We start from the raw sequence: 21,146 nt of genomic DNA, 5'->3' as shown, positions 1-21,146 counted from the left end.
ACTGATAGGTGTTTTTATGACACTGCTTTTATAACATTGTACTAGGAATTTTTATGCGTATTGACAATCGTGAGCTTGACCAACTTCGCTCGATCAGCTTTGAGCGCCATTATACGAAGCATGCTGAAGGGTCAGTATTGGTAAGTTTTGGCGATACCAAGGTACTATGTACTGCCAGTGTAGAATCTGGTGTGCCGCGCTGGCTCAAAGGTAAAGGCAAAGGTTGGATCACAGCTGAGTATGGTATGTTGCCACGTGCGACTAACACGCGCAATCAGCGTGAAGCGGCTCGCGGTAAGCAGTCAGGTCGTACGCAAGAGATTCAGCGTTTGATCGGTCGTAGCTTACGTGCCATGATTGATCTGAGTAAGCTTGGTGAAAACACTATCTATCTTGATTGCGATGTACTGCAAGCGGATGGTGGTACTCGTACGGCTAGTATCACTGGTGCTGCGATTGCGCTTATCGATGCGCTAGAGAGTATCCAAAAGGCCAAGAAACTCAAAGCAGATCCGCTAATCGGATTAGTTGCTGCGGTTTCCGTTGGTATGAAAGATGGCGAAGCGTATCTTGATCTGAACTATGAAGAAGACTCTAGCTGCGATACCGACTTGAACGTTGTGATGACCCAAAAAGGCGAGTACATTGAGCTACAAGGTACTGCTGAAGAAAAGCCGTTCACTCGTGCTCAAGCAGATGCTATGCTGTCATTAGCTGAAAAAGGCATTGCCGAATTGATTAAAATGCAACAGACGGCGCTTGGTTGGTAGACTAGCTTTTAGATACAACACACTGTCTTTGTTTTTAGTGTCAATAACTGCCTGTTAGCTGCTAATAGGCAGTTTTTTAATAGAAAATATTCGTACATTACGTAATAGGTAACAACACATGCTCAAGCTGACTGATGATGGCGCCAAAATCACCTTACAAGGGCAATCAAATGCTGCTGATAATGGCATGTTTTGGTTTGGTTCTGCATTATTGGTAGGGGCCGTCGCAGTCGCCATGGCGATGAGCTTATTGCCTGAGCGTCTAGCCATTGGTGCGCTTGCACTGCTTATCATTGGTAGCTTTATTTTTAATAAAAAGCGCCAACAGCATAAGAAAGCCATGAGCGGTATGATTAGTAGCGGTATATTGTGGGTAAGGGCTGGCGAGTTGGTCCATGACAATCTAGGTAAGCGTGAACATATTCATTTGACTGACGGCGATAAGATAACGCTGATTGGCGAGCAATTACAGGTTGTCGATAGCAATGACGTTCGCAAATATCGTATTACTGGCTTTGAGAGTGCTCAAGAAGCAAAAGCGACGAAAGCTATCTTAGAAGGACAAGCGCTAACGAAACGTCATGTAAATATCAAAATGAAGAGTAATTAGTATCATTTCTCAATTTCGTACTTTACGAAAGCATAGCTATTATCTTTGTATTATCTAAATTCCTAACTCAAATATCACTTTAAATCTTACGCGACGTGCCTCTCCAATATTGTCATCTATCAGTATATTTATACCGTCTATCACCTATCGCAGGCGAATAGTGCTTGCAGATTTGTGGTTAAATGGTTTATAAGTAGGATTATAAAATTTATCCTACTTATTATTGATACTGTCATTGAGATCTAGTTGACAAGGAGTTAGTCATGCTGCGTTTGTCTATACCGTCAGTCGCCGCGTCGTGCGGGTTTTTACTATTTACCTGCGGCATAGTAGGGCAAGCCCATGCAGATAGCATGAGTATGCTTATCGCCCAAAAGTCTATTCAACCAACGATGAATACGTCCTATCGTTATCCTGAGGTACAGCGTTCAGCACCTACAGTCTTACCAGCGTTTTTATCAGGCAACTATGACAATGTCGATAGCGAGTATCTGCCGCTATTGAGCAATGCTGAGACGCAAAGCAGTATAGCAGCACGTGAAGTGGTCAGTACCGCACGCAAAATGGCACTTAACGAGCGCACAATTATTCAAGGTGGCTGCTGGGACTATTTAAATGCTGTATTTAATCGGGCAGGGGTATCGCGTAATACCATACACAAAGGTACTTATGCGCAAGGGCCCTATGCTAGTAGCAGCGAGATTGAAGCAGGCGACTGGCTCTATTATATCAATCATGGCTACAATGGCGTCGAGCATAGTGGACTGTTCGTCGGTTGGGTCGATGAGCGTGCCAAGCAAGCATTGATATTGAGCTATGCTGGTGAAAATCGCCGTGAACCAGCTCGTTATCGCGTGTACGATTTAAGCAATGTTTATCAAATTATGCGCCCTAGTGTTTAGTGTTCGATATCTCCAGTTTGATAACACGGCCTATAAATGAATAAAAAAGCGTCCGCAACTCATTGAAGTTACGGACGCTTTTATTTTGCATGTTAAATGGTTTTTCTGATATTAAAACGGTTTTACAACAACTAGAATGACGATAATCACTAAGGCGAAGACAGGCACTTCATTAAACCAGCGCCAGAATTTATGCGTTTTATAATGTGGATTATCTATCAGCTTTTTACGATAAAAGCCGCAAGCACTATGATAGCCTGACAGTAGCACTACTAATAGCAATTTGACGTGGAGCCAGCCTTGGGTTTTATAGACATCCCAGCCCAGCCCCAACATCCATAGACCAAAGATCCATGTCGCTATCATCGATGGGGTCATGATGCCGCGATACAGCTTGCGCTCCATAATGGCAAAGCGCTCATGACTGATGCTATCGTCACTCATCGCATGATAGACAAACAGGCGCGGCAAATAGAATATCGCCGCAAACCAGCAGACCATCGAGATAATGTGCGCCGCTTTAATCCAGTTGAAATAATCTGCCATCATAGTTTCTCTTGCTTAACTTGTATTTTTTAGCTTTAGCTTAATCTGCCAACACAACTTGTGTTTGATGACCATTCATCGCATCCATTACAGGCAGTACTTTAGGCGCTCTTGGTGCGGCAAACTGTTTGGTTAGACCAAGCTCACGCATGAGTCTGTCATCGCCTGATTGACTTGCATTACCGGTGGTAAGAAGCTTGTCACCATAAAAGAATGAGTTAGCACCTGCCATAAAGGCCAATGCTTGCTCAGAGTCAGATAGACTTTCGCGGCCAGCAGATAAACGCACGTAGCTAGTCGGGCAGCAAATACGGGCGACCGCAATAGTGCGAATCCACTCAAGTACAGACAGCTGACCTTCGGCCAGTACTTTGTCACCAATCGGTGTACCTGCAATAGGCACCAGTAAGTTGACTGGAATTGATTCAGGCGCTTTTGGCATTTTTAGCAGCTCAAGTACCCAATCGATGCGGTCATCACGGCTTTCGCCCATACCAACGATATTACCACTACAGACATTAATGCCAGAGTTACGCACGTTTTCTATCGTGTCTAAACGCTCATCATAGCTGCGCGTGCTAACAACTTGTTCATAGTAACTGCGTGAAGTATCTAGATTATGGTTGTAGTAATCCAACCCTGCATCGGCCAACTGCGTTGCTTGATTGGTATCGAGCATGCCGAGTGTCATGCAAGTCTCAAGTCCCAATGCTTTTACTTCTTTGATCAGCTCAACCACATAAGGCATGTCTTTAGCACTTGGATGTTTCCACGCGGCACCCATGCAGAAGCGTGATGAGCCACTGTTTTTGGCGCGTTTGGCCGCTGCGATGACTTTGTCAACTTCTATGCGCTTTTCTGCTTGTAGTTTGGTGGTGTCGCGATGGTGGCCTGACTGTGAGCAGTAGCCGCAATCTTCAGGGCAATTGCCCGTTTTGATAGAGAGTAGCGTGCTGATTTGCACTTCATTAGCAGTAAAATGCTTTCTATGGATGGTTTGTGCTTGTAACAGCAAGTCCATTAAAGGTAAATCAAACAGTTGCGCGATTTCTTCACGGCTATACGTCGTAGCTACTTTACTATCAGTTTGAGTCGCGTCTGTGGCTAGGCTCGCCAAAAAATTACTATTGGTTGTATTTGGCTGAGTGGCTACATCAGTTGGCTGGGTGGCGTCAGGTTCGGAGATGCTAAGCAATCCTGCCATAAGGTAAGTCCTTTTATAAGAATTAGAGGGTATTAAATAAAACCAATGCTTTTATCTATTGTCATTTATAAGGTAACAAAAAAGGTTGCCGTATAGTATACCGCAACCTTTTTAGAAAATCAGAACACTGCTAGACAGTATGTATAATTGTCACAGTAGCGCACATAAATAGTAACTCTACGTTTGGCTATTTAGTTCTATACCATCCATTCTACCAATGACTACCGCTCAGTGCACCATTCTTTTTATTTACCAAGCTTATGCTTAGCGATACCAACCCAATGCTCAGCAAATTTCTGTGCCTTATAAGCATAAGGCTTGGCTTTTTGGATATATGGTTTGCACTCTTCTGGGATAGCTGGAACGATATGCTTAGCAAGTTTGTTGAACCACATCATTAGGCTATAGTCGCCTTCAATGCTCAAGTTACCTTCTTGTACAGCAGTCATAAAGGCAGGCAAGCTACCTTTAGTAAGCAGTCTAACGCCAGTCATAGAATCTTTAAAAGTGATGGTCAAATCTGCTTCTTTTGCATGGCCGCTTTGTTGACTGAACTGTCCATTGTCAAAACTAAAAGAACGGGCGATATCAGACTCAGTACTAGCAAATTCAATCGTAACTTGACGATCAGCGAATAACGCTTTGACATCTTCATTATCGCTATCAGCTAACATAGACAAACGATAGCCAACGACAGCCAATAAAGCATCTAATGGATCAGATTTGATATCTAATACAGGAACAGTAAACATAGCAGAACTCCTAAAGAAATGAGGCATAAAAATAAAGCGTACTTTATACCAGTTTTTATGACAAATATATAACTGGATTATAAACTATCACAGGGTGTCAACTCTTTAGGAGTTAAGTAGAGAGCGTTAAGTATCTTGTAACATTCGATGTCACTGACGTAAGTAAGGTATTGATATAGACAAACAGAGGTATCAATAGGACAGTTTTAACGGAAACGTGGCTGATAGTTATCATCGTAGACAGGAGTGTGTTCGATATAACGTGCGGCTTCTAGCTCACGTTGCTGACTAACTGTCTGACTCACATCATCATAGCGTAATGCCCGATACAGTACCCAAGCTGCTAACGGTAACCAACTGATGCTCATAGCGATGATATAGCGATGCCATGATGATAGCTCCCTCAACATAGGACGACCGGCTAATATATTTTGAATCAACTCAACGGTGAACCAGTAAGCCATGCCGCCAAACAGATATAGCAGTAGCCAACGATATGACGACAAGGCGAGCACCACTACTAAACTGGCTAGCAGTCCATAACCCAGCCATGCCGCGCCGCTCCATGCCTCTACACCGATAAAAGAAAATATAGTCATTAACATCATTCATCTCGCTATTCATAAGGTGAATTCCAATGAGACTATTATGAGAGGTTATTGAGTAAAGCTGAAGAGGGTACAGGCGACTTTGCGACAACCGTTGACGTTTGGTTTTTTGGCTTGTTTTTGCGATATTTGATGGCTAGATGTTAGGCTAAGCACCATGAGGATTGGCGCTTATTTTGAAGAATACGGAAATGGTTTTGTTGGACTAGGAAGACATTTATTAGCTAGCAAACCACACAAAACTAGCAAACAGGATTGACAGTTTGTTAAATAGTTAGACTCGATTGGTACGATTACCCCACCAAGATAATAGCGAAACTAGAATAGCACCAAGTAGCATAAGTCCTACTGTCGTTGACCACTGTGCGCCAGTAGGGTATTGCCACGGCATGACATTATGGACAGCTTCAGTGTTTAGCGAGCCTAGCGCATCTACTTTCCATGGCCATACTTTTATTAGAGAGCCTGCGATAAAGCCTGTCAGCAATGCCAAAGTAGCCTGATAATAATGTGAGAGTAGCCACTTGAGTGCACGCGTGAATAGCAATAGCCCAGTCGCCATACCCGCAATGACTGTGAAAATGGCACTTAGATTCATCGTATCGACTGCTTCTAATACCGCATCGTAAGCGCCTAGCAATAGTAAAATAAACGACCCTGATATGCCGGGTAGGATCATGGCACAAATAGCAATTGCCCCTGCAAAAAACAGATACGGTAAGCTAGGCGTGGTCGTAAGCAATGGCATACTACTAATGACTACGGCGGCAATAAGCCCAGTCGCAAACAGTGCGACACGTCCTATATTCCAGCGCTTTATCTCACTGAGTAAGATAAATACCGTTGCGACGACCAATCCAAAAAAGAACGACCAAATAAGCAATGGTTGATTGTCCAATAAATGCTTAATGATACCGGCTAAGGTCGCAAAGCTAGTGGCAATACCCAGTAGCAAACACAATAAAAATGTCGCATCTACTTGTCGCCAAATCGCCGCGAATCCTTTGATGCCACCTTCTTGTCGAAAGATCGTCCAAAGATTGGGGCCGATACTACCAAGCGCGTTAATCAAGCGCTCGTAAATCCCTGCAATCAGCGCAATGGTGCCGCCAGAGACACCAGGTACGATATCAGCTGCTCCCATGGCCATACCTCTAGCATAGATACCTACCAGCTGCTTAGGGCTATCGGTACGTACAGGTACCGTATCTGGCTCTAGTGGCGTTGACGCTGACGGCTGAGTTGGCCGTGGAGATTGTGGTGCCGTCATGGGTATTCCTTTATCGTTTAAAAATAAGTGTTATCTGAAAGTAAGCATTAGCTAAAAATAAGTAGCATCTAAAAATGAGTAATAACTAAAACAGGCGTTAGCTAAACATCAGTGTGCATAGCAGATTTTACTAATTATCATCACGTACTAAGGCATGTCTTTAATGCATTTGATAGTCATCTAACTGAATTAAAAATGGGCAAAATCTTACCAAACATCGTCAAATAGCTAGTTAATATACCGATATTATCTACGCTATTTTTCTTGTTTAAACCATGCCCTAAAGTATAAAAGCCAGATTAATGACAAAACATTAACCTAGCTTGTGAAATGGCATAAAGCGTTCTGCAGTTACTCAGTAGGCGCCAATGCTGGATAGCCAAGAGCGTACAAAGTACCTTCAAGCCCTGTCACGTTGATAGCTGCATCAGCACGTGCTTGAACGATTGGTTTGGCATGATAGGCCACACCCAAATCGGCCAATGCCATCATCGGTAAGTCATTAGCACCGTCACCGACACAGACCACTTGTGACATCTCAATGCCTAAGCGCTCAGCAGTATGCTCAACGATAGCGGCTTTTTTGGCACCGTTGACAATAGGCCACTGTACATGACCAGTCACTTCACCTTCTTCAATATCTAAAGCATTGGCATGCACTTCATCGATACCTAGCTGCTCAGCGATATAACGAGCAAAATAAGTGAAGCCGCCCGAGACCAGCACCGTATGATAGCCCAGTGCTTTTAGCGCACTAATCGTCGTGCGCGCACCAGTCGATAACGTCAGACGACTACAGATATCATCAAGCACATCAGTAGAAGTGCCTTTTAGCAAAGCCACACGCTGAGCAAACGATTCATCAAAATCAATCTCACCACGCATTGCTGCTTCAGTGATGGCTTCAACTTCTTCGCCAATCCCAGCTGTTTTTGCCAGCTCTACGATGACTTCTTGCTCGATCAAGGTCGAGTCCATATCAAAGCAGGCAAGCTTATGTGTCCGTAGCATATGACCGACAGACAAGATATGACAGTCTACGACGTTCATGTTGCCTGTGCTATCTGCACTGCGTGTATTGTTATATTCTTCAGTTAAGTCATGACGCAGGCGAGCGGTCAGCTGATCATCAATAATGTGAGCGGCTGCGGTTTTTTTGCCAGGGTGCATTAGTGTGTCAGTGACTGGTACTAGCAGATAACGGTAAACCTGAGTATGGGTAAAGGGTGGGCGCTGTGCGTCTGCTGCTGTGGGTTCTGTATCAGACACCGTGATATTGACGAAGCTAGCGTCAGTATCTTCGGCAACGGTCACTAGATGCCAACTTGGCTGTTCATCGACCCACGACTGAACGTACTGATGAATATCCAATTCAGATACCTGAGTCGGCAGTACTACGATGAGCGCAAAAACAGGTAGCGACTGTAGCGCATCAAAGTCTTGCAAATTGGTATCTTCGGGTAATAATGCCGCAATAGAGTCTACGGCTTGTTGCCATGCTTTGCTGTCTTTTGGTAACGAATAAGATGTATTTTTTGGCATGGCTCAATTGTCCCTTGTATGCTCATATAAGATTAGGAATAATAACAGTTTTACTGGGCAGCGCCTATAGATGACGCGCAAAGTAACAATGATGCTAAAAAACAGATTTTAAGGCGTAAGAAGCCATAGAAAATGCAATAAAGTTATTATGATAAATTTATAAAGCGCTCACGCTATAAGGCTTATTATGGTGATATAGTAGATGAGATAAGCTGACTGTTTATCGACGGGGCTTTCTTATTAACGATGCATTCGCAAAAGATAGCAAGGCAAAAGATTGCGAAGCTAGCAACAATATTTATGGTGTTGATAGTCGTTAATAATCAGTATCGCTTTATCACTATGTGCGCACTACAGTTAGCGCACATCACAATTGTTTAAAAATTAGCCAAAAAATGAGCAATAGCCTCGTTTTTTAATTTCTTCTCTCCAAAAAAGTTTAACATATCATGACGTATTTAGCGCCGCGGCAAGGGTTGTTTGCCATTATTCTTCTGGTTAGTTTTTGTTTGCAGACGCTGTTATTGGTCATTAGTACTGACCAACAGCTGAGCAATAGTCGTGCGTTAAAAGGCGAGCAGATGGTCGCCCAGCTGATTGATGAAGCAAGGTTGTCTTTAGAAAATAAAGACCGTGTGAGTTTAAGCGTTATTGCCAATCGCTATACTAGCGAGCAAGACGTCACACGGATACTGATTAAGGACAACAACGATGATATCTTGGTGCCAGTAGGCAATGCGCCGATGCAGCAAGGTGACACCATTCGTCAAATCGCCACCAATGGCGATGCAGTGATCGGTAGCGTTGCACTGACCCTAAAAGACGTCAGCAAAGGCGAGATCATCGCCATGCAATGGCCATTTGTTATCGGTACTATGCTGCTACATTTACTGCTTTGGTTGATTTACGGTTACCTCGCTCGTCCGACCAAAGAGCAAATCAATGCATTAAGTCGAGATATCCAAGAATTGTATCGCGACCAATATAGACCAGTCGATCAACGCGGCTACGACCGTGAACTTGAGCGCCAGTCAGCGTCCCAGTTAGCAGACAGTCAAGTAGCGACTGATAATACTGCAAACGCAGCATATGACGAAGTGACTAATGCACGCAAATTCAATGTGCATAATGAAGTGAACGAGTACCTTAGAACTCAGCAAAATCAAGAGACAGGTAGCGTTACTGACAATCTAGCGAGTGCGAGTGAAGGTAGCGAAAGTGAAATAGCAGATACAGACGGTGTTGCTTCTCAAGCTGCCAGTCATACGTCTAAACTGTCTGCTAACCGATCTGTTGATAGCGTCAAAGTCCAAGTGGTATTCCATGATGAGTTCAATATGCTTGAACGCCTTGCACCTGCGCAGCGTCTGCCTTATCTAGCACTCTGCACACAGCTGCTCAATCAGGCAGTGACTGAGTTGCTAAGACAACCATTGCTACTAGGTGTGAGTGCGATGAATGAAGCTCACTTTGAAGATAATGGCGCAAGTGTGGTACTAAAGGCTGATAATAGCCATGCAAAAGTGGCACTCGCAGGCGTGATGCTTGCCAAGCTATATTTAATGCTCAACAAAATTATCCACGACAAGCATATTGAGCTGTCACGTTTTGCCTTACCAGCAAAAGCGGGCGTGAGTGATGACGCGCAATCAGAGCCAATGACCCATTTGCTCCAGAGTATCGGAAAAAAAGAGCAGCTATTAATACTACTGCCAAATGCCGGTCTCAAGCAAATCAGCAATCATGTACAAGTACATAACATCATGCGCCCAACCACTGTCTATGAGCGCGAGTGTGCGATATTTGATGGAGCTAACGACTCATTGATTCAGCGTTTGGCTGATGTACGCAACGCAGTTCTGATGATTGAAGATGAGGATGAGCTACACATGTAATGCCGACTGTATTTGGTCATTTATATTACAATTGTCTGTTATATAGCTTACTGGACTATCTTAATCGTAGAGTTGAAATGTACCATATTGCGAAAAAGGATTGACAACATTCAATAGAGACTTTATAAGGCATATATATATTGATGTATTCTTAATACCCTTGCCTAAAAATGATAGGAGTTTGTCATGAGTGACGCTGATATTGACGACGATTTTGATGATGATTTTGTCGACGATGATGATGCAAAGATGGTTGAAGAAGCTGAGACGAGCGTACGCACACGTTTAAGTAGTCTTGAAAAACGTCGGCTAATCGATAATTTGCTAGAAGAAAAGCGTTTGGCTAAAGAGTTAAAAGATGACCTAGACGACATAGACAACTTCGATGAAGACGGCGATGATTGGGATGATGACGATTTTTAATTTGTCGGCATCAGTCGTTTCAGTGGACTAAAGTGCTCTAGTGGCTACTTTAATGGCAGTGGCTATTTTAATGACTAAAATCATTTAACCAATCAAACTGGTTGCCTGCTGTTTTCTAATTTTCTAGGGTTGCTCGCAACCAGTTCATCTCGATAATACTTACCTGATAGAGGTTGCTTGAGTTTTATTAATCAATCAAGCAGCCTTTAGTCTCTACTTAAGTACTCGTCCTCTTTTATTTAACCGATCGCCCACTGCGATTGATGACATCTATCTGCTAAGGAAAACCAAATTATGAGTAACCAACTAAGTTTTGATGAATTACTAGACTATTTGGACAATCAAGAAAGCCAGTTCGTGCTAGATAGTGTCGCAGCGCATGGTTTTTTGACAGCGACGGTTATCGGTCGTCCATTGCCTAACTGGATGGATGCTTTGTTCGAAGGTCACGTAAGTGAGATTCCAGACAACGTCATCGATGGCATCAAACGCTGGCGCGATTCGATCATGGCTGAGCTAAAAAACGAGACGCCGATCGAATTACCGTTTGGTGAAGATGCTGGTAACGAAGAAGTGGCGGTTGATTTCTCTGACGAGTCAGACATCGTTGCTTGGTCAATCGGTTTTGTCGATGCCATGTATGGTGATGAAGCAAGCGATTGGTTTGAAGATCAAGAAACGGCAGAAGACGTCGCAGTATTGACCTTGCCAATGATTGTACTTAGCGGTATCGATGATGAAGATCCAGAGCTGTCTGAGATGCGTAAAGACGAAGACAAAATGGTACAGATGGCCAATAGTATCGAAGGCAATTTGACTGAGTTGTTTTTGTTGTTTCATACCAACGATTAATAAAGCTTAGAAGCAGCGCTGCTAGCAGTGCTGTTTCTGTCTTGTTTTGTCTATGCTGTATCACAGCGCTTTGGTTTACCATGTATTTTATAAGTCACCGATAAGGTCATCCTATGACTGTGCAACTCTCTAACCTTGAACACTTACCTAACTATCAAATTACCGAGCGCCTAGACGTGGTGTACGGTAGTACCGTGCGCTCAAAGCACGTGGGTAAGGATCTGTTTGCTGGGTTAAAAAACATCGTTGGCGGCGAGTTGACGGCTTACACCGAGCTATTAGAAGAGTCACGTCAAGAGGCGATAGATCGCATGATTGTCAAGGCAGAGGCGCTTGGTGCTGATGCGGTGGTCGGTCTGCGTTTTTCGACTTCTAGTATCGCTCAAGGTGCATCAGAGCTGTTTGTTTATGGTACGGCGGTTAAGGTTGCGCCGATACCACAGCAGCAGTATCAAAACCCGCCAAGCGATGGTTACAACCATTCTAGTCAAAATGTGAGTACTCAGACCCAAGTCGAACCCGATGATTTACCGCGTTTCAATCCTTTTGGTTAATCCTATAATACTAAAAACTACAATGCTAAAAACTATAACGCTAAAAGCACCGATGCTTTTTATGATGAGAAACGTGCTATGAATGATTCACTCACGCAAGTGCTCATCAATTATGGGCCGTTTGTCTTCTTATTTGCGGCTGGTTGGTTCTTTGGATCGCGCCATGAACGTCAGCATTTGGCACAGCTAACAGTAGCAGAGCAAGCATTAGGCGATATCACTGTTTCAAGTGAACGCTTATACCGTCCCAAGTTGGCGGCGGGTAGTGAAGGTGAGCTGGTGCTTGGTAGTGTCGTCATTGCTCAAGACTATTTCAAAATGATTATCGCTCGCGTACTAAGTGTCTTTGGCAAAAATTTAACCACCTATGAGACTCTGCTAGATCGTGCGCGCCGTGAAGCCATCGTTCGTATGCGGACTGAGGCAAAAGCCAAAGGCTACACGCATATCTATGGGTTACGTCTTGAGGTAACCAACGTCAACCAATTAGGCAGTATGGTCGAAGCCATCGCCTACGGTACGGCTGTTATTAGTATCGACCATATTCATTCTACATCTGCTATAGATCATAAAATCCCCGCTTAAATCATTTCTACTTTATTTTCAAGTGCAAAAACCTATAATTGACTGACGAGTAGTCAGAAAAATCAAAACCATACACTTTTACAACGATATACTGAATTTTACCGTTCCGTTATTATTTCGGTTGGTATAGACCAGTTTTATCAAAAATTGTCGGTTTAAAAAACACGACTGTATGGAGAAGTGTCATATAAAGAGCTGACAACGTCGGTGGCTTTTACCCAAGATATCAGCAGGATTGGCTGATTGAGTATTACGAAGTTATCATAAACCTGCCCGTGCAAGGGCTCTATCTACAAGGATGTAGTTATGGAAGGTGTTGAGTTAGTCACGTTTGTAAATTCAAAAGTTATTCCTATTAGTATCTTTTTGATTATGATGGGAATGGGACTGTCCCTAGTTACCAATGATTTTAAGAGAGTAGTCAAATATCCTAAAGCAGTCGCAATAGGGTTAACCAATCAGCTAATATTTTTGCCATTGGTAGGTTTTTTCTTGGCAACCTCCATGTCCCTAGAGCCTGAGTATGCCGTTGGGGTTATGTTACTGGTGCTTTGTCCTGGCGGCACGACATCGAATCTATTTACCTATTTAGCCAAAGGTGACGTTGCACTTTCGGTCACGATGACCGCTATTGCGAGTGTCATTACCGTATTTACCATTCCTATCGTCCTCAGTTTTTCGCTCGTGTATTTCATGGGTGCTGGTAGTGAGTTTCAGTTGCCAGTGGTCAAGACCATGGTCAGCCTAATTGCTCTGACTATCTTACCTGTTAGTATTGGTATGCTGATCAAGCGCTATGCCTCTAACGTTGCAGAGAAGGCGCAGGTGATGGTTTCTCGTTTTGGCGTGATATTTTTGAGTTTCTTGGTTTTGTTCTTAAGCTATGTACAACGAGACATTATCGTCGAAGCGTTAATCGCTACTGGCCCTGTATCATTAATATTGAACGTATCAACGATGGCGCTTGGTTATTACACCAGTAAATGGTTTGGTCTAAATCCTGCGCAAAGACGCTCGATTACTATGGAAGTTGGTCTACAAAACAGTACGTTGTCAATGTTTATGGCATTGACGCTATTGGCAAACTATAAGATGTCGTTGACGCCAGCTATTTATACACTAATCATGTTCTTGACCGCAGGTATTATGGTCAGAGTATTTACTGCCCAACACAATAAAGCTAATAGAGTGGAAAGAGAAAATAGCGTTTTGGCAGCACGTAGAATGTAAGGTGTTTAAGATAACCATGGTAATGCATTGCTGAATTAACAAAATAACGGTTTTTTAAAAAGCAATCTTTTGAAGGAAAAGCGGAAATTTCGCGAAAATCAGCAGTGTATGGTTCAATAAAATAAGCCTATAACACGCTTTTTATAATGAAGCGGGTTATGGGCTTTTGTATTTAGCGCTCGTTTTAGCTCAAACCAGTTTAGCCTAAGTCTAGAATCTCCGTCTGTCCATTTTTGCTCTTGCCTCGGCGGCTTGTTCTTTGACTTTTTCAACTTCAAACAAGAACGTACGGTTTTTGAGTACCGCGACGAATACCACACCGCCAACAGTATTCCCAACGAATACCACGACTAAAAATACCAAGTAGCGCCAGAGGCTGACGGTATTGCCATATAGTAACGCTGAAAACACCTCAATGTTGCCCACGATACTATGATGTAAGCCCAAAAACCCGATACTACCTGTAATTAGGGTTACCAGCACAATACGGCTAAGTGTATCCCGTGCAGAGGTTACTAGCCATGCTGCTACGCCCATCATCCAGCCTGCGAGTACTGCACTACCAAAGATCACCCACCACTCAAAACCTAAGATATGCTCGGCATAGACATCAATGGCATGGTTTGTAAACAGATGCATATGCAGCCCTAAGCCAACCATTAATGCCGAAAACAGACAGCCGCCAACGATATTACCAGCGATGACAATGCCCCATAGCCGTAACAGCTTATGTAGCGGTTCGATTTTGTTTAAGACAGGCAAGCTTAAGAGGGAAGTCTGCTCTGTGAACAATAACGACTGACCAATCACCACGATAATAAAGCCAATTGGATACAGCAGTGACGACAGCACCATCGCATAGCGACTAGGTATCACATCATTGAGTAGGGCAAACATCGATAAAATCATAAAAAAGCTGATGCCAATCTCTAGCCCAGCCGTAAAGGCACTGGTAAATAACGAACCAAGTGAACGCTCAAAGGTTTCTTTGGCATGGATAACTTGCTCAACTAAGATACTGGCGTAGCTCTTTGCTTGGCTTAGATTATCGTCACTGGCGACCTTTTTGATGGTTTCTTTGTCTTCTTCGCTGATTTCTTCTGGCAGGTCATCATTTTCTAAGTCTTCAGTGGCCTTGATAGGTTCGTCTACATTATTGTCTGTAGTGTCATCTACGTCACTGTTTGTAGTGTCGTCTGCGTCCTTGTCTACCTCAATGTCTTTAGAAGAATCACTGCTTTTTTCTAGCGTATCGTCACCTTTAGACACAGGAGTAGTGGTACTCACGTTTGTAGGCTCATCGTTTGGTCGATTAGCCTGAGAATCATGGTCATGCTCGGTATCTTGGGACACAGTTGGCTCGCTGGTTATAGGCTAATGATTTTGTTGCATAAGTAATCTCTATTATATTTCCCATTCTTCTGATTGCTGTTGTTAATTGATTAACAATTTGAGTAATAAATCGCCTTCAGGCTTTATAAATTGCCTTACCATCTAACAAAATCTGCCTATCTGCGTTAAAATCACACTATTCATGATTTTCCTAATTTTTATATTCGCTTTAATTCAATTAACTTTGATCACATTCAATCAATAAAAGATAATGCCATTATGAGTAACCACAACCTAACCGCCTCTATCCAAGCGGCCTTAAGCCAACTTGAAAACGCCTATAACCCTGCGGAAGTCGAAGCAGGCATGTATCAAGGCTGGGAAGAAAGCGGCTATTTTCAGCCGACTTTTGACAAAGACGAGTCATTTTCTATCGCCTTGCCACCGCCGAACGTCACTGGCTCGCTGCACATGGGCCATGGTTTTAACAATGCGATCATGGATGCGCTCACCCGTTATCACCGCATGGATGGTGACAATACGCTGTGGCAACCAGGTACGGATCATGCTGGTATCGCGACTCAAATGGTCGTTGAACGTCGTTTGGAGGCGCAAGGTATCAAGCGCCGTGATATGACGCGTGAAGACTTCATTGATAAAGTATGGGAATGGAAAGAAGAGTCGGGCGGCAATATCACCAGCCAAATTCGCCGTTTGGGCAGCTCGGTTGATTGGTCACGTGAGCGCTTTACCATGGATGATGGTCTGTCCAATGCGGTAAAAGAAGTGTTTGTTCGTCTATTTGATGATGGCCTTATCTATCGTGGTAAGCGTTTGGTTAACTGGGATCCTAAGTTCCAAACGGCATTATCTGATTTAGAAGTGGAAAACCACGACGAGAAAGGCAGCTTGTGGCATTTCCGCTATCATTTCACGGATGCAGACCTAACGACCCAAGATGGGAAAAACTATCTGGTCGTCGCCACTACGCGCCCTGAAACGCTACTTGGTGATACCGCCGTTGCAGTCAATCCTAGCGATGAGCGTTATGCGCACCTAGTCGGCAAAACCATTACTCTGCCAATTACGGGTCGCGTCGTGCCTATCGTTGCTGATGACTATGTCGAAAAAGACTTCGGTACGGGCTGCGTAAAAATAACTCCAGCGCATGATTTCAACGATTATGAATTGGGTCGTCGTCATAGCTTGCCACTCATCAATATCCTTGATGAGCGCGCCAATATCTTAGCATCGATGGAAGTCTATCCTGATTTGCAGACACGTGAGCCTGAATTAGAGACTACGCCTAGTGAGTACGCAGGACTTGAGCGTTTTGCGGCGCGTAAGTTCCTTGTAGAGCAAGCAGGCGAGCAAGGCTGGCTAGAAGATATCGAGGACTACGCGCTAAAGGCCCCGCGTGCTGAGCGTGGCGGTACGATCGTTGAGCCATGGTTGACCGATCAGTGGTATGTTGCAGTCAAAGAGCTTGCCAAGCCTGCGATTGACGCAGTAGAAGATGGCAGCATTGAGTTCGTCCCTGCGCAGTACAAAAACATGTATATGGCGTGGATGACCGATCTACAAGACTGGTGTATCAGCCGTCAACTCTGGTGGGGACATCGTATCCCTGCATGGTATGACGATGCGACAGGTGAAATTTATGTCGCCCGTGATGAAGCTGAAGTACGTAGTAAGTACAACCTAAGTGATGATGTAAAACTGCGCCAAGATGATGACGTACTTGATACATGGTTCAGCTCAGGTTTATGGACGTTCAGTACGCTTGACTGGGCAGACGTCAACGCCGATCCACGCGTGATGGACACCTTTCACCCAACCAGCGTGCTCGTGACAGGTTTTGACATTATCTTCTTTTGGGTTGCCCGCATGATCATGATGACCATGCACTTCGTGAAAAACGAAGATGGCACGCCGCAAGTACCGTTTAAGACCGTCTATGTGCATGGTCTGGTACGTGATGGCAATGGTCAAAAAATGTCAAAATCGAAGGGTAATGTCTTAGATCCGATTGATCTGATTGACGGTATTGAGCTAGAAGCGTTGGTAGAAAAACGCACCAGCAATATGATGAATCCAAAAGACGCGGCCAAAATCGAAAAGCAAACGCGTAAAGAGTTCCCAGAAGGTATCCCAGCGTATGGTACGGATGCACTGCGCTTTACCTTTACCTCATTGGCCAGTACGGGTCGCGATATCAACTTTGATCTCAAGCGTGTCGAGGGCTATCGTAACTTCTGTAATAAAATCTGGAACGCCAGCCGTTTTGTACTCATGAACTGTGTCGACAGCGAAGGTGCTGCCAAGCCTATCGATCAAGCGGCAAACCCTGACGTTTGGGAATTACCAGAAAAATGGATCATGAGTCGTCTGAACTCTACCGTTGCCGATATCCATCAGCATTTTGCTCAGTACCGTCTCGATATGGTCAGCCAAGATATCTATGAGTTCATCTGGAACGAGTACTGTGATTGGTACGTTGAGCTTGCCAAAGCCAGCCTAAATGATGACTCGGTGTCTGACGAGCGTAAAGCGCAAATCCGCTATGTACTACTGCACGTACTAGAGACGGCGCTACGTTTCACCCATCCAATCATGCCGTATCTGACCGAGCAAATCTGGCAGACCATCGCGCCGCTACTGGGTCGCAAAAACACCGACAGCATCGTGGTCGCTGACTATCCACAGACCGATGCCAGCCAAATCAGTGAGCAGACTGAAGCGGATATGGCGTGGCTACAGGAGCTAATCGCGAGCGTCCGTAACATCCGTGGTGAGATGAAACTGGGTAATGCGGTACGTCTGCCAGTGCTACTACAAAACGTCTCGCAAGATGAAGAAGCGCGTCTGTCACGTATCAAAAACCAGTTCAAAGCGCTTGCCAAAGTTGAGAGCTTAGAGATCGTCAAAGAAGGTGATGACGTGCCGCTATCGTCATCAAGTATGGTCGGTCAGCTACGGGTACTCGTACCGATGAAAGGACTGATCGATCCAACGGCTGAGTTGGCGCGTTTGGGTAAGTCATATGATAAGTTAAAAGGTCAAGCCGAAGGTATCGCTCGTAAGCTAGGTAATGAAGGCTTTGTTAGTAAAGCACCTGCGGAAGTGGTCGATGCTGAGAAGGCAAAACTGGCTGAGCTAGAAGGGCAGTTGACGGCGATGACAGCGCAGATGGAGCAGTTGAAAGCGTTGTAAAAAAGGCAAAAGATTAGAAAGCATGGCCTCAGCATCGGATTCCTTTAATAAGGGGCAAATATGCGATGCATGAGGCGGTGTTCTTTAATAGCTTAACTCGGCGCTCGTCCCTCGCGCAAAAGCAATTATAAAGCGAAGTGATAGCTAACTTCCAAATTAAAAGTAAAGGGAATTTAAACTAACTCTAAGGCTTTTTCGATTTGCCATAATTTCTCTTGGCTGAACCTTTAACTCTAGAGAAAGTATTTTCTAAAGTGACTGTATTGTCTCCAAATAAGTCATTACACCATTCTGAGGGTAAAGTTCTTTTTAGGGATTCATTAAGCAATGGACTATATGATTTAGTTAAATATTTCCAAAAAAATTGAATCCGTTCAACTCTAATTTCTATTTTTCTTATGATGTTTTTCTCACTCTCAATCTTATGACTAATTTCTTTTAAATTCTGCCAAGTTTCGTCATCTGATATGTAAGTGTCAAACATAAGGTTTTCTAAAAATGTGAAGTCCACAAGTAATTCTCGAACAACGTACCCTCCTAGTCTTGAAGGAGCATACATGGCGATATCTTCAGAGACAGTATGGCTAGGTGTAAAAAGGTAACGTTGCTCACACAAGACCTTTAATACCTGTTTAGTATATTTTTTCGCTACACCTATATTCTTAAGGTGTTCAATTATTTCATCTCCGTCTATGCCTTCAAAACTAGAAAGAGTGGCCCTATTCACGCATGCATTAAGAATAAAAAGCTTTAACAGTTGTAAATTATGTATTGAGAGCTTAGAGTCAAAAATGTTTCCAACAGCAGAGTAACTTTCATCGTAAACAGTATGATTACCAACTATGATAGCTCTAAGAGCTTCATGTTTTGGAAGGATATACTTGTTACCTTTAGCATAACTCTGTATGCCTTGAGATGTATTAGAATAGCCTTTTTCGAGAAAATCCCTAGTCATTCTCAATGCTAGTCTTAAATCTTCTGATGCTAATACCTCGATTTGTCCTCCAACTTCATTACCTAAGACAGACTCTTTTAACTGCCCTATTACTTCAGATGCATCATCAACAATAAACCTAGCACCATTTTCAGCTGTAAAATTAAAGCTCATACCTTGTACAATTGAACTTAATAGATCAAATCTCTTAGATAATACCGCGAGCACAGAAGGTGGATCTATTTGTCCGTATTCATAATCATACGCATTAATTAATGGAGAGTTTCTGTTACGTATATAGGTAGACTGGCGCAAGCAAACTATTAAATTCAGATTAAGCTTTCTAGCAATTGACAATGTTGCGGAGAAAAGTTCGCCTTGTTTTATATCACTTTCTATTTGGTCTATATTATCCACTATTATATAAATATTTGATTTATCAGAGTGATACCTAAAAATTTTCTCTATGTAAGGTGATTTTTCATTATAGTCTTTTAAAATTAAATTTGATATCTCACGATTTTTTTCTTTTTCGTCTGAAAGAAATGCGAGGGGACCCCTTAGTAGGGATTCAATTTCAGAAGCATAGGCTGGAGAGATAGATTTCTCTTTATCACCTAGATTTGAAGCCTGAATATAACGAAAAAGATGTTCGTATATAAATGACGTATAAGGAACATCTTGAGTGCTTTCTAAAAAATCAATTCTAATCCAGTGAAAGTTATTATCTGGACTGCTTAACAAGTCTTGAAGTTTGATTTTCTCAAGATAATGTAGAAAAGTGGTTTTTCCAGAACCGACTGTACCCACAATAATAAATGCAAGTTTAGAGAAATTCTTATTATCTGAAACTTTCTCAACAAACCTATCTCTATCAGTATCTCTCATTAACCTATTAGTTTTCTTCGCCACTACTGTATCTCGTTTTGATACAGTCATTCTTATCTTACTATCAAACTTTATATTTTGTGCATTAGGTACATACAGTCTACTAAATTCATCAGGGTCCAATGAAAGTACTTTTTCGGAGAAGGCAGTTGCTATCTGACTGGATAAGTTCTCATAAATAGGGTTATCTTTTGAAATATTAGAATAAGGACTAAAAAAGTTTTTCAGGTGTCGTTGATCTATTTGGTTCTCAGCACGTCCATATAGATGAAGCTCTAAACTTCCTGCCAAGACTGATGCTCTATTTATAAGAGCGGTAAATTCGGAATAATAAGTGCTAAAAATTTCTTCAAGAGACGAGAAGAGTATGCCTGAAGATTCATTGAATGATACTTGATCATGGCGCTGTGCAGGAAATACGAACCATAGTAATCCATTCGTAACACAAGCAAAATCTATTCCCAAACCTCTAGCATAATCTCGTGCTTGTACTACAGCTTTTCCAAGCTCTGTTTCAAGAAAGCTTTTACCAAGTAATATTTTTCGTTGATTATAATCACCTAGACTAAAATTGCTAATTCTTTTTGCTTCAACAACTATAGCTGTATTTGCTGTTTTCAAAACATAATCGGCGAAAGTAGAATTGTTATCTTCTCTTAGATGTTTTTCTACTTCAATATCTTCTGTTTTCCAATCTAATACTTCTTTAAGAATTATATCTATGAGTTTAAATCTAGTCTCTGCTTCGTTGGAGTTGTTTTCCTTCAAAAGTTTAGCAGTGCTAAAAATATTTTGTTTTGTAGTATCTAAATCATCCATAATTTCTATTCCATTTTTAGCTATCTATTTATAATGAAGGAGTCCAGTGAGATGTTTTGATTGAAAATTTTCACAGATATATTGTTAAGTACATATTAATTGAAAATCGTATAAAGCTAATTAGTATCTCAAGTGTCAAAGTACTTTACCACTGAATGATAAAACTATTAATCTCTATTGAATACTAAATTTATGAAACCAATCAATAAAGTTAGTA

The 21,146-nt window shown here is 42.7% G+C and carries 18 protein-coding genes; 10 read left to right on the top strand and 8 right to left on the bottom strand.

What is annotated here, in order from left to right:
- The first annotated feature begins 53 nt into the window (after positions 1-53).
- The 3 genes from rph to DXK30_RS10235 all read left to right on the top strand — a co-directional run bounded on the left by rph (position 54) and on the right by DXK30_RS10235 (position 2,282).
- Entirely contained in the window at positions 54-770 is a 717-nt protein-coding gene (gene rph, locus DXK30_RS10245) for a ribonuclease PH (RefSeq protein WP_057761673.1), read from the top strand.
- A gap of 118 nt (positions 771-888) precedes the next feature.
- Positions 889-1,380: a hypothetical protein gene (locus DXK30_RS10240; RefSeq protein WP_114701624.1), complete on the top strand. Its 492-nt coding sequence runs from the start codon at positions 889-891 to the stop codon at positions 1,378-1,380.
- A gap of 263 nt (positions 1,381-1,643) precedes the next feature.
- Positions 1,644-2,282, top strand: a complete 639-nt coding sequence (locus DXK30_RS10235; RefSeq protein ID WP_114701623.1) for a hypothetical protein — start codon at positions 1,644-1,646, stop codon at positions 2,280-2,282.
- 111 nt (positions 2,283-2,393) lie between these two features.
- Here DXK30_RS10235 and hemJ read toward each other — a convergent pair whose 3' ends face one another.
- The 6 genes from hemJ to serB form a co-directional block, all read right to left on the bottom strand.
- Positions 2,394-2,828 (bottom strand): protoporphyrinogen oxidase HemJ, encoded by a 435-nt coding sequence (gene hemJ / locus DXK30_RS10230; RefSeq protein ID WP_114701656.1) that lies wholly within the window; start codon positions 2,826-2,828, stop codon positions 2,394-2,396.
- A 40-nt stretch (positions 2,829-2,868) separates the two neighbouring features.
- Positions 2,869-4,032, bottom strand: a complete 1,164-nt coding sequence (gene bioB, locus DXK30_RS10225; protein WP_114701622.1) for a biotin synthase BioB — start codon at positions 4,030-4,032, stop codon at positions 2,869-2,871.
- Between the two features lie 245 nt (positions 4,033-4,277).
- Positions 4,278-4,784 (bottom strand): SCP2 sterol-binding domain-containing protein, encoded by a 507-nt coding sequence (locus tag DXK30_RS10220; RefSeq protein ID WP_102090478.1) that lies wholly within the window; start codon positions 4,782-4,784, stop codon positions 4,278-4,280.
- 206 nt (positions 4,785-4,990) lie between these two features.
- On the bottom strand, positions 4,991-5,383 hold the full coding sequence (gene aciT, locus DXK30_RS10215; protein WP_227670776.1) for an AciT family ciprofloxacin tolerance protein: 393 nt from the start codon (positions 5,381-5,383) through the stop codon (positions 4,991-4,993).
- Positions 5,384-5,666: 283 nt separating this feature from the next.
- Positions 5,667-6,662, bottom strand: a complete 996-nt coding sequence (locus tag DXK30_RS10210) for a DUF368 domain-containing protein (RefSeq protein ID WP_114701621.1) — start codon at positions 6,660-6,662, stop codon at positions 5,667-5,669.
- Between the two features lie 351 nt (positions 6,663-7,013).
- On the bottom strand, positions 7,014-8,204 hold the full coding sequence (gene serB, locus DXK30_RS10205) for a phosphoserine phosphatase SerB (RefSeq protein WP_114701620.1): 1,191 nt from the start codon (positions 8,202-8,204) through the stop codon (positions 7,014-7,016).
- A gap of 449 nt (positions 8,205-8,653) precedes the next feature.
- On the opposite strand from serB, the gene DXK30_RS10200 reads away from it, so the two are divergent.
- The 6 genes from DXK30_RS10200 to DXK30_RS10175 all read left to right on the top strand — a co-directional run bounded on the left by DXK30_RS10200 (position 8,654) and on the right by DXK30_RS10175 (position 13,743).
- Positions 8,654-10,099: a hypothetical protein gene (locus DXK30_RS10200; protein ID WP_114701619.1), complete on the top strand. Its 1,446-nt coding sequence runs from the start codon at positions 8,654-8,656 to the stop codon at positions 10,097-10,099.
- Between the two features lie 186 nt (positions 10,100-10,285).
- Entirely contained in the window at positions 10,286-10,522 is a 237-nt protein-coding gene (locus tag DXK30_RS10195) for a PA3496 family putative envelope integrity protein (RefSeq protein ID WP_057761656.1), read from the top strand.
- 294 nt (positions 10,523-10,816) lie between these two features.
- Positions 10,817-11,374, top strand: coding sequence for a UPF0149 family protein (locus DXK30_RS10190; RefSeq protein WP_101206057.1), 558 nt, complete (start codon positions 10,817-10,819; stop codon positions 11,372-11,374).
- Positions 11,375-11,487: 113 nt separating this feature from the next.
- A complete protein-coding gene (locus tag DXK30_RS10185; protein WP_114701618.1) occupies positions 11,488-11,928 on the top strand; it encodes a YbjQ family protein in 441 nt (146 codons plus the stop codon).
- Between the two features lie 78 nt (positions 11,929-12,006).
- A complete protein-coding gene (locus DXK30_RS10180) occupies positions 12,007-12,513 on the top strand; it encodes a YbjQ family protein (RefSeq protein ID WP_114701617.1) in 507 nt (168 codons plus the stop codon).
- A 306-nt stretch (positions 12,514-12,819) separates the two neighbouring features.
- Positions 12,820-13,743 carry a bile acid:sodium symporter family protein gene (locus DXK30_RS10175; protein ID WP_114701616.1) on the top strand — a complete coding sequence of 308 codons (924 nt, stop codon included), beginning with the start codon at positions 12,820-12,822 and terminating at the stop codon, positions 13,741-13,743.
- Positions 13,744-13,953: 210 nt separating this feature from the next.
- Here the strand turns inward: DXK30_RS10175 and DXK30_RS10170 are convergent, their stop codons facing one another.
- Entirely contained in the window at positions 13,954-15,096 is a 1,143-nt protein-coding gene (locus DXK30_RS10170) for a formate/nitrite transporter family protein (RefSeq protein WP_227670775.1), read from the bottom strand.
- 258 nt (positions 15,097-15,354) lie between these two features.
- Here DXK30_RS10170 and DXK30_RS10165 point away from each other — a divergent pair, with 258 nt between their 5' ends.
- The gene (locus tag DXK30_RS10165; protein ID WP_114701615.1) at positions 15,355-18,288 is read left to right on the top strand and encodes a valine--tRNA ligase; all 2,934 of its coding nucleotides are present in this window, start codon (positions 15,355-15,357) and stop codon (positions 18,286-18,288) included.
- 184 nt (positions 18,289-18,472) lie between these two features.
- On the opposite strand, the gene DXK30_RS10160 is transcribed toward DXK30_RS10165, so the two are convergent.
- Complete coding sequence (locus tag DXK30_RS10160) at positions 18,473-20,929, bottom strand: hypothetical protein (protein ID WP_114701614.1); 2,457 nt, start codon at positions 20,927-20,929, stop codon at positions 18,473-18,475.
- Between the last annotated feature and the right edge of the window lie 217 nt (positions 20,930-21,146).

The organism is Psychrobacter proteolyticus, from assembly GCF_003350005.1.
GTDB classification, from domain to species: domain Bacteria; phylum Pseudomonadota; class Gammaproteobacteria; order Pseudomonadales; family Moraxellaceae; genus Psychrobacter; species Psychrobacter proteolyticus.
The sequence above is the reverse complement of the archived record's forward strand: the minus strand, read 5'-3'. Positions and strand labels throughout refer to the sequence as shown.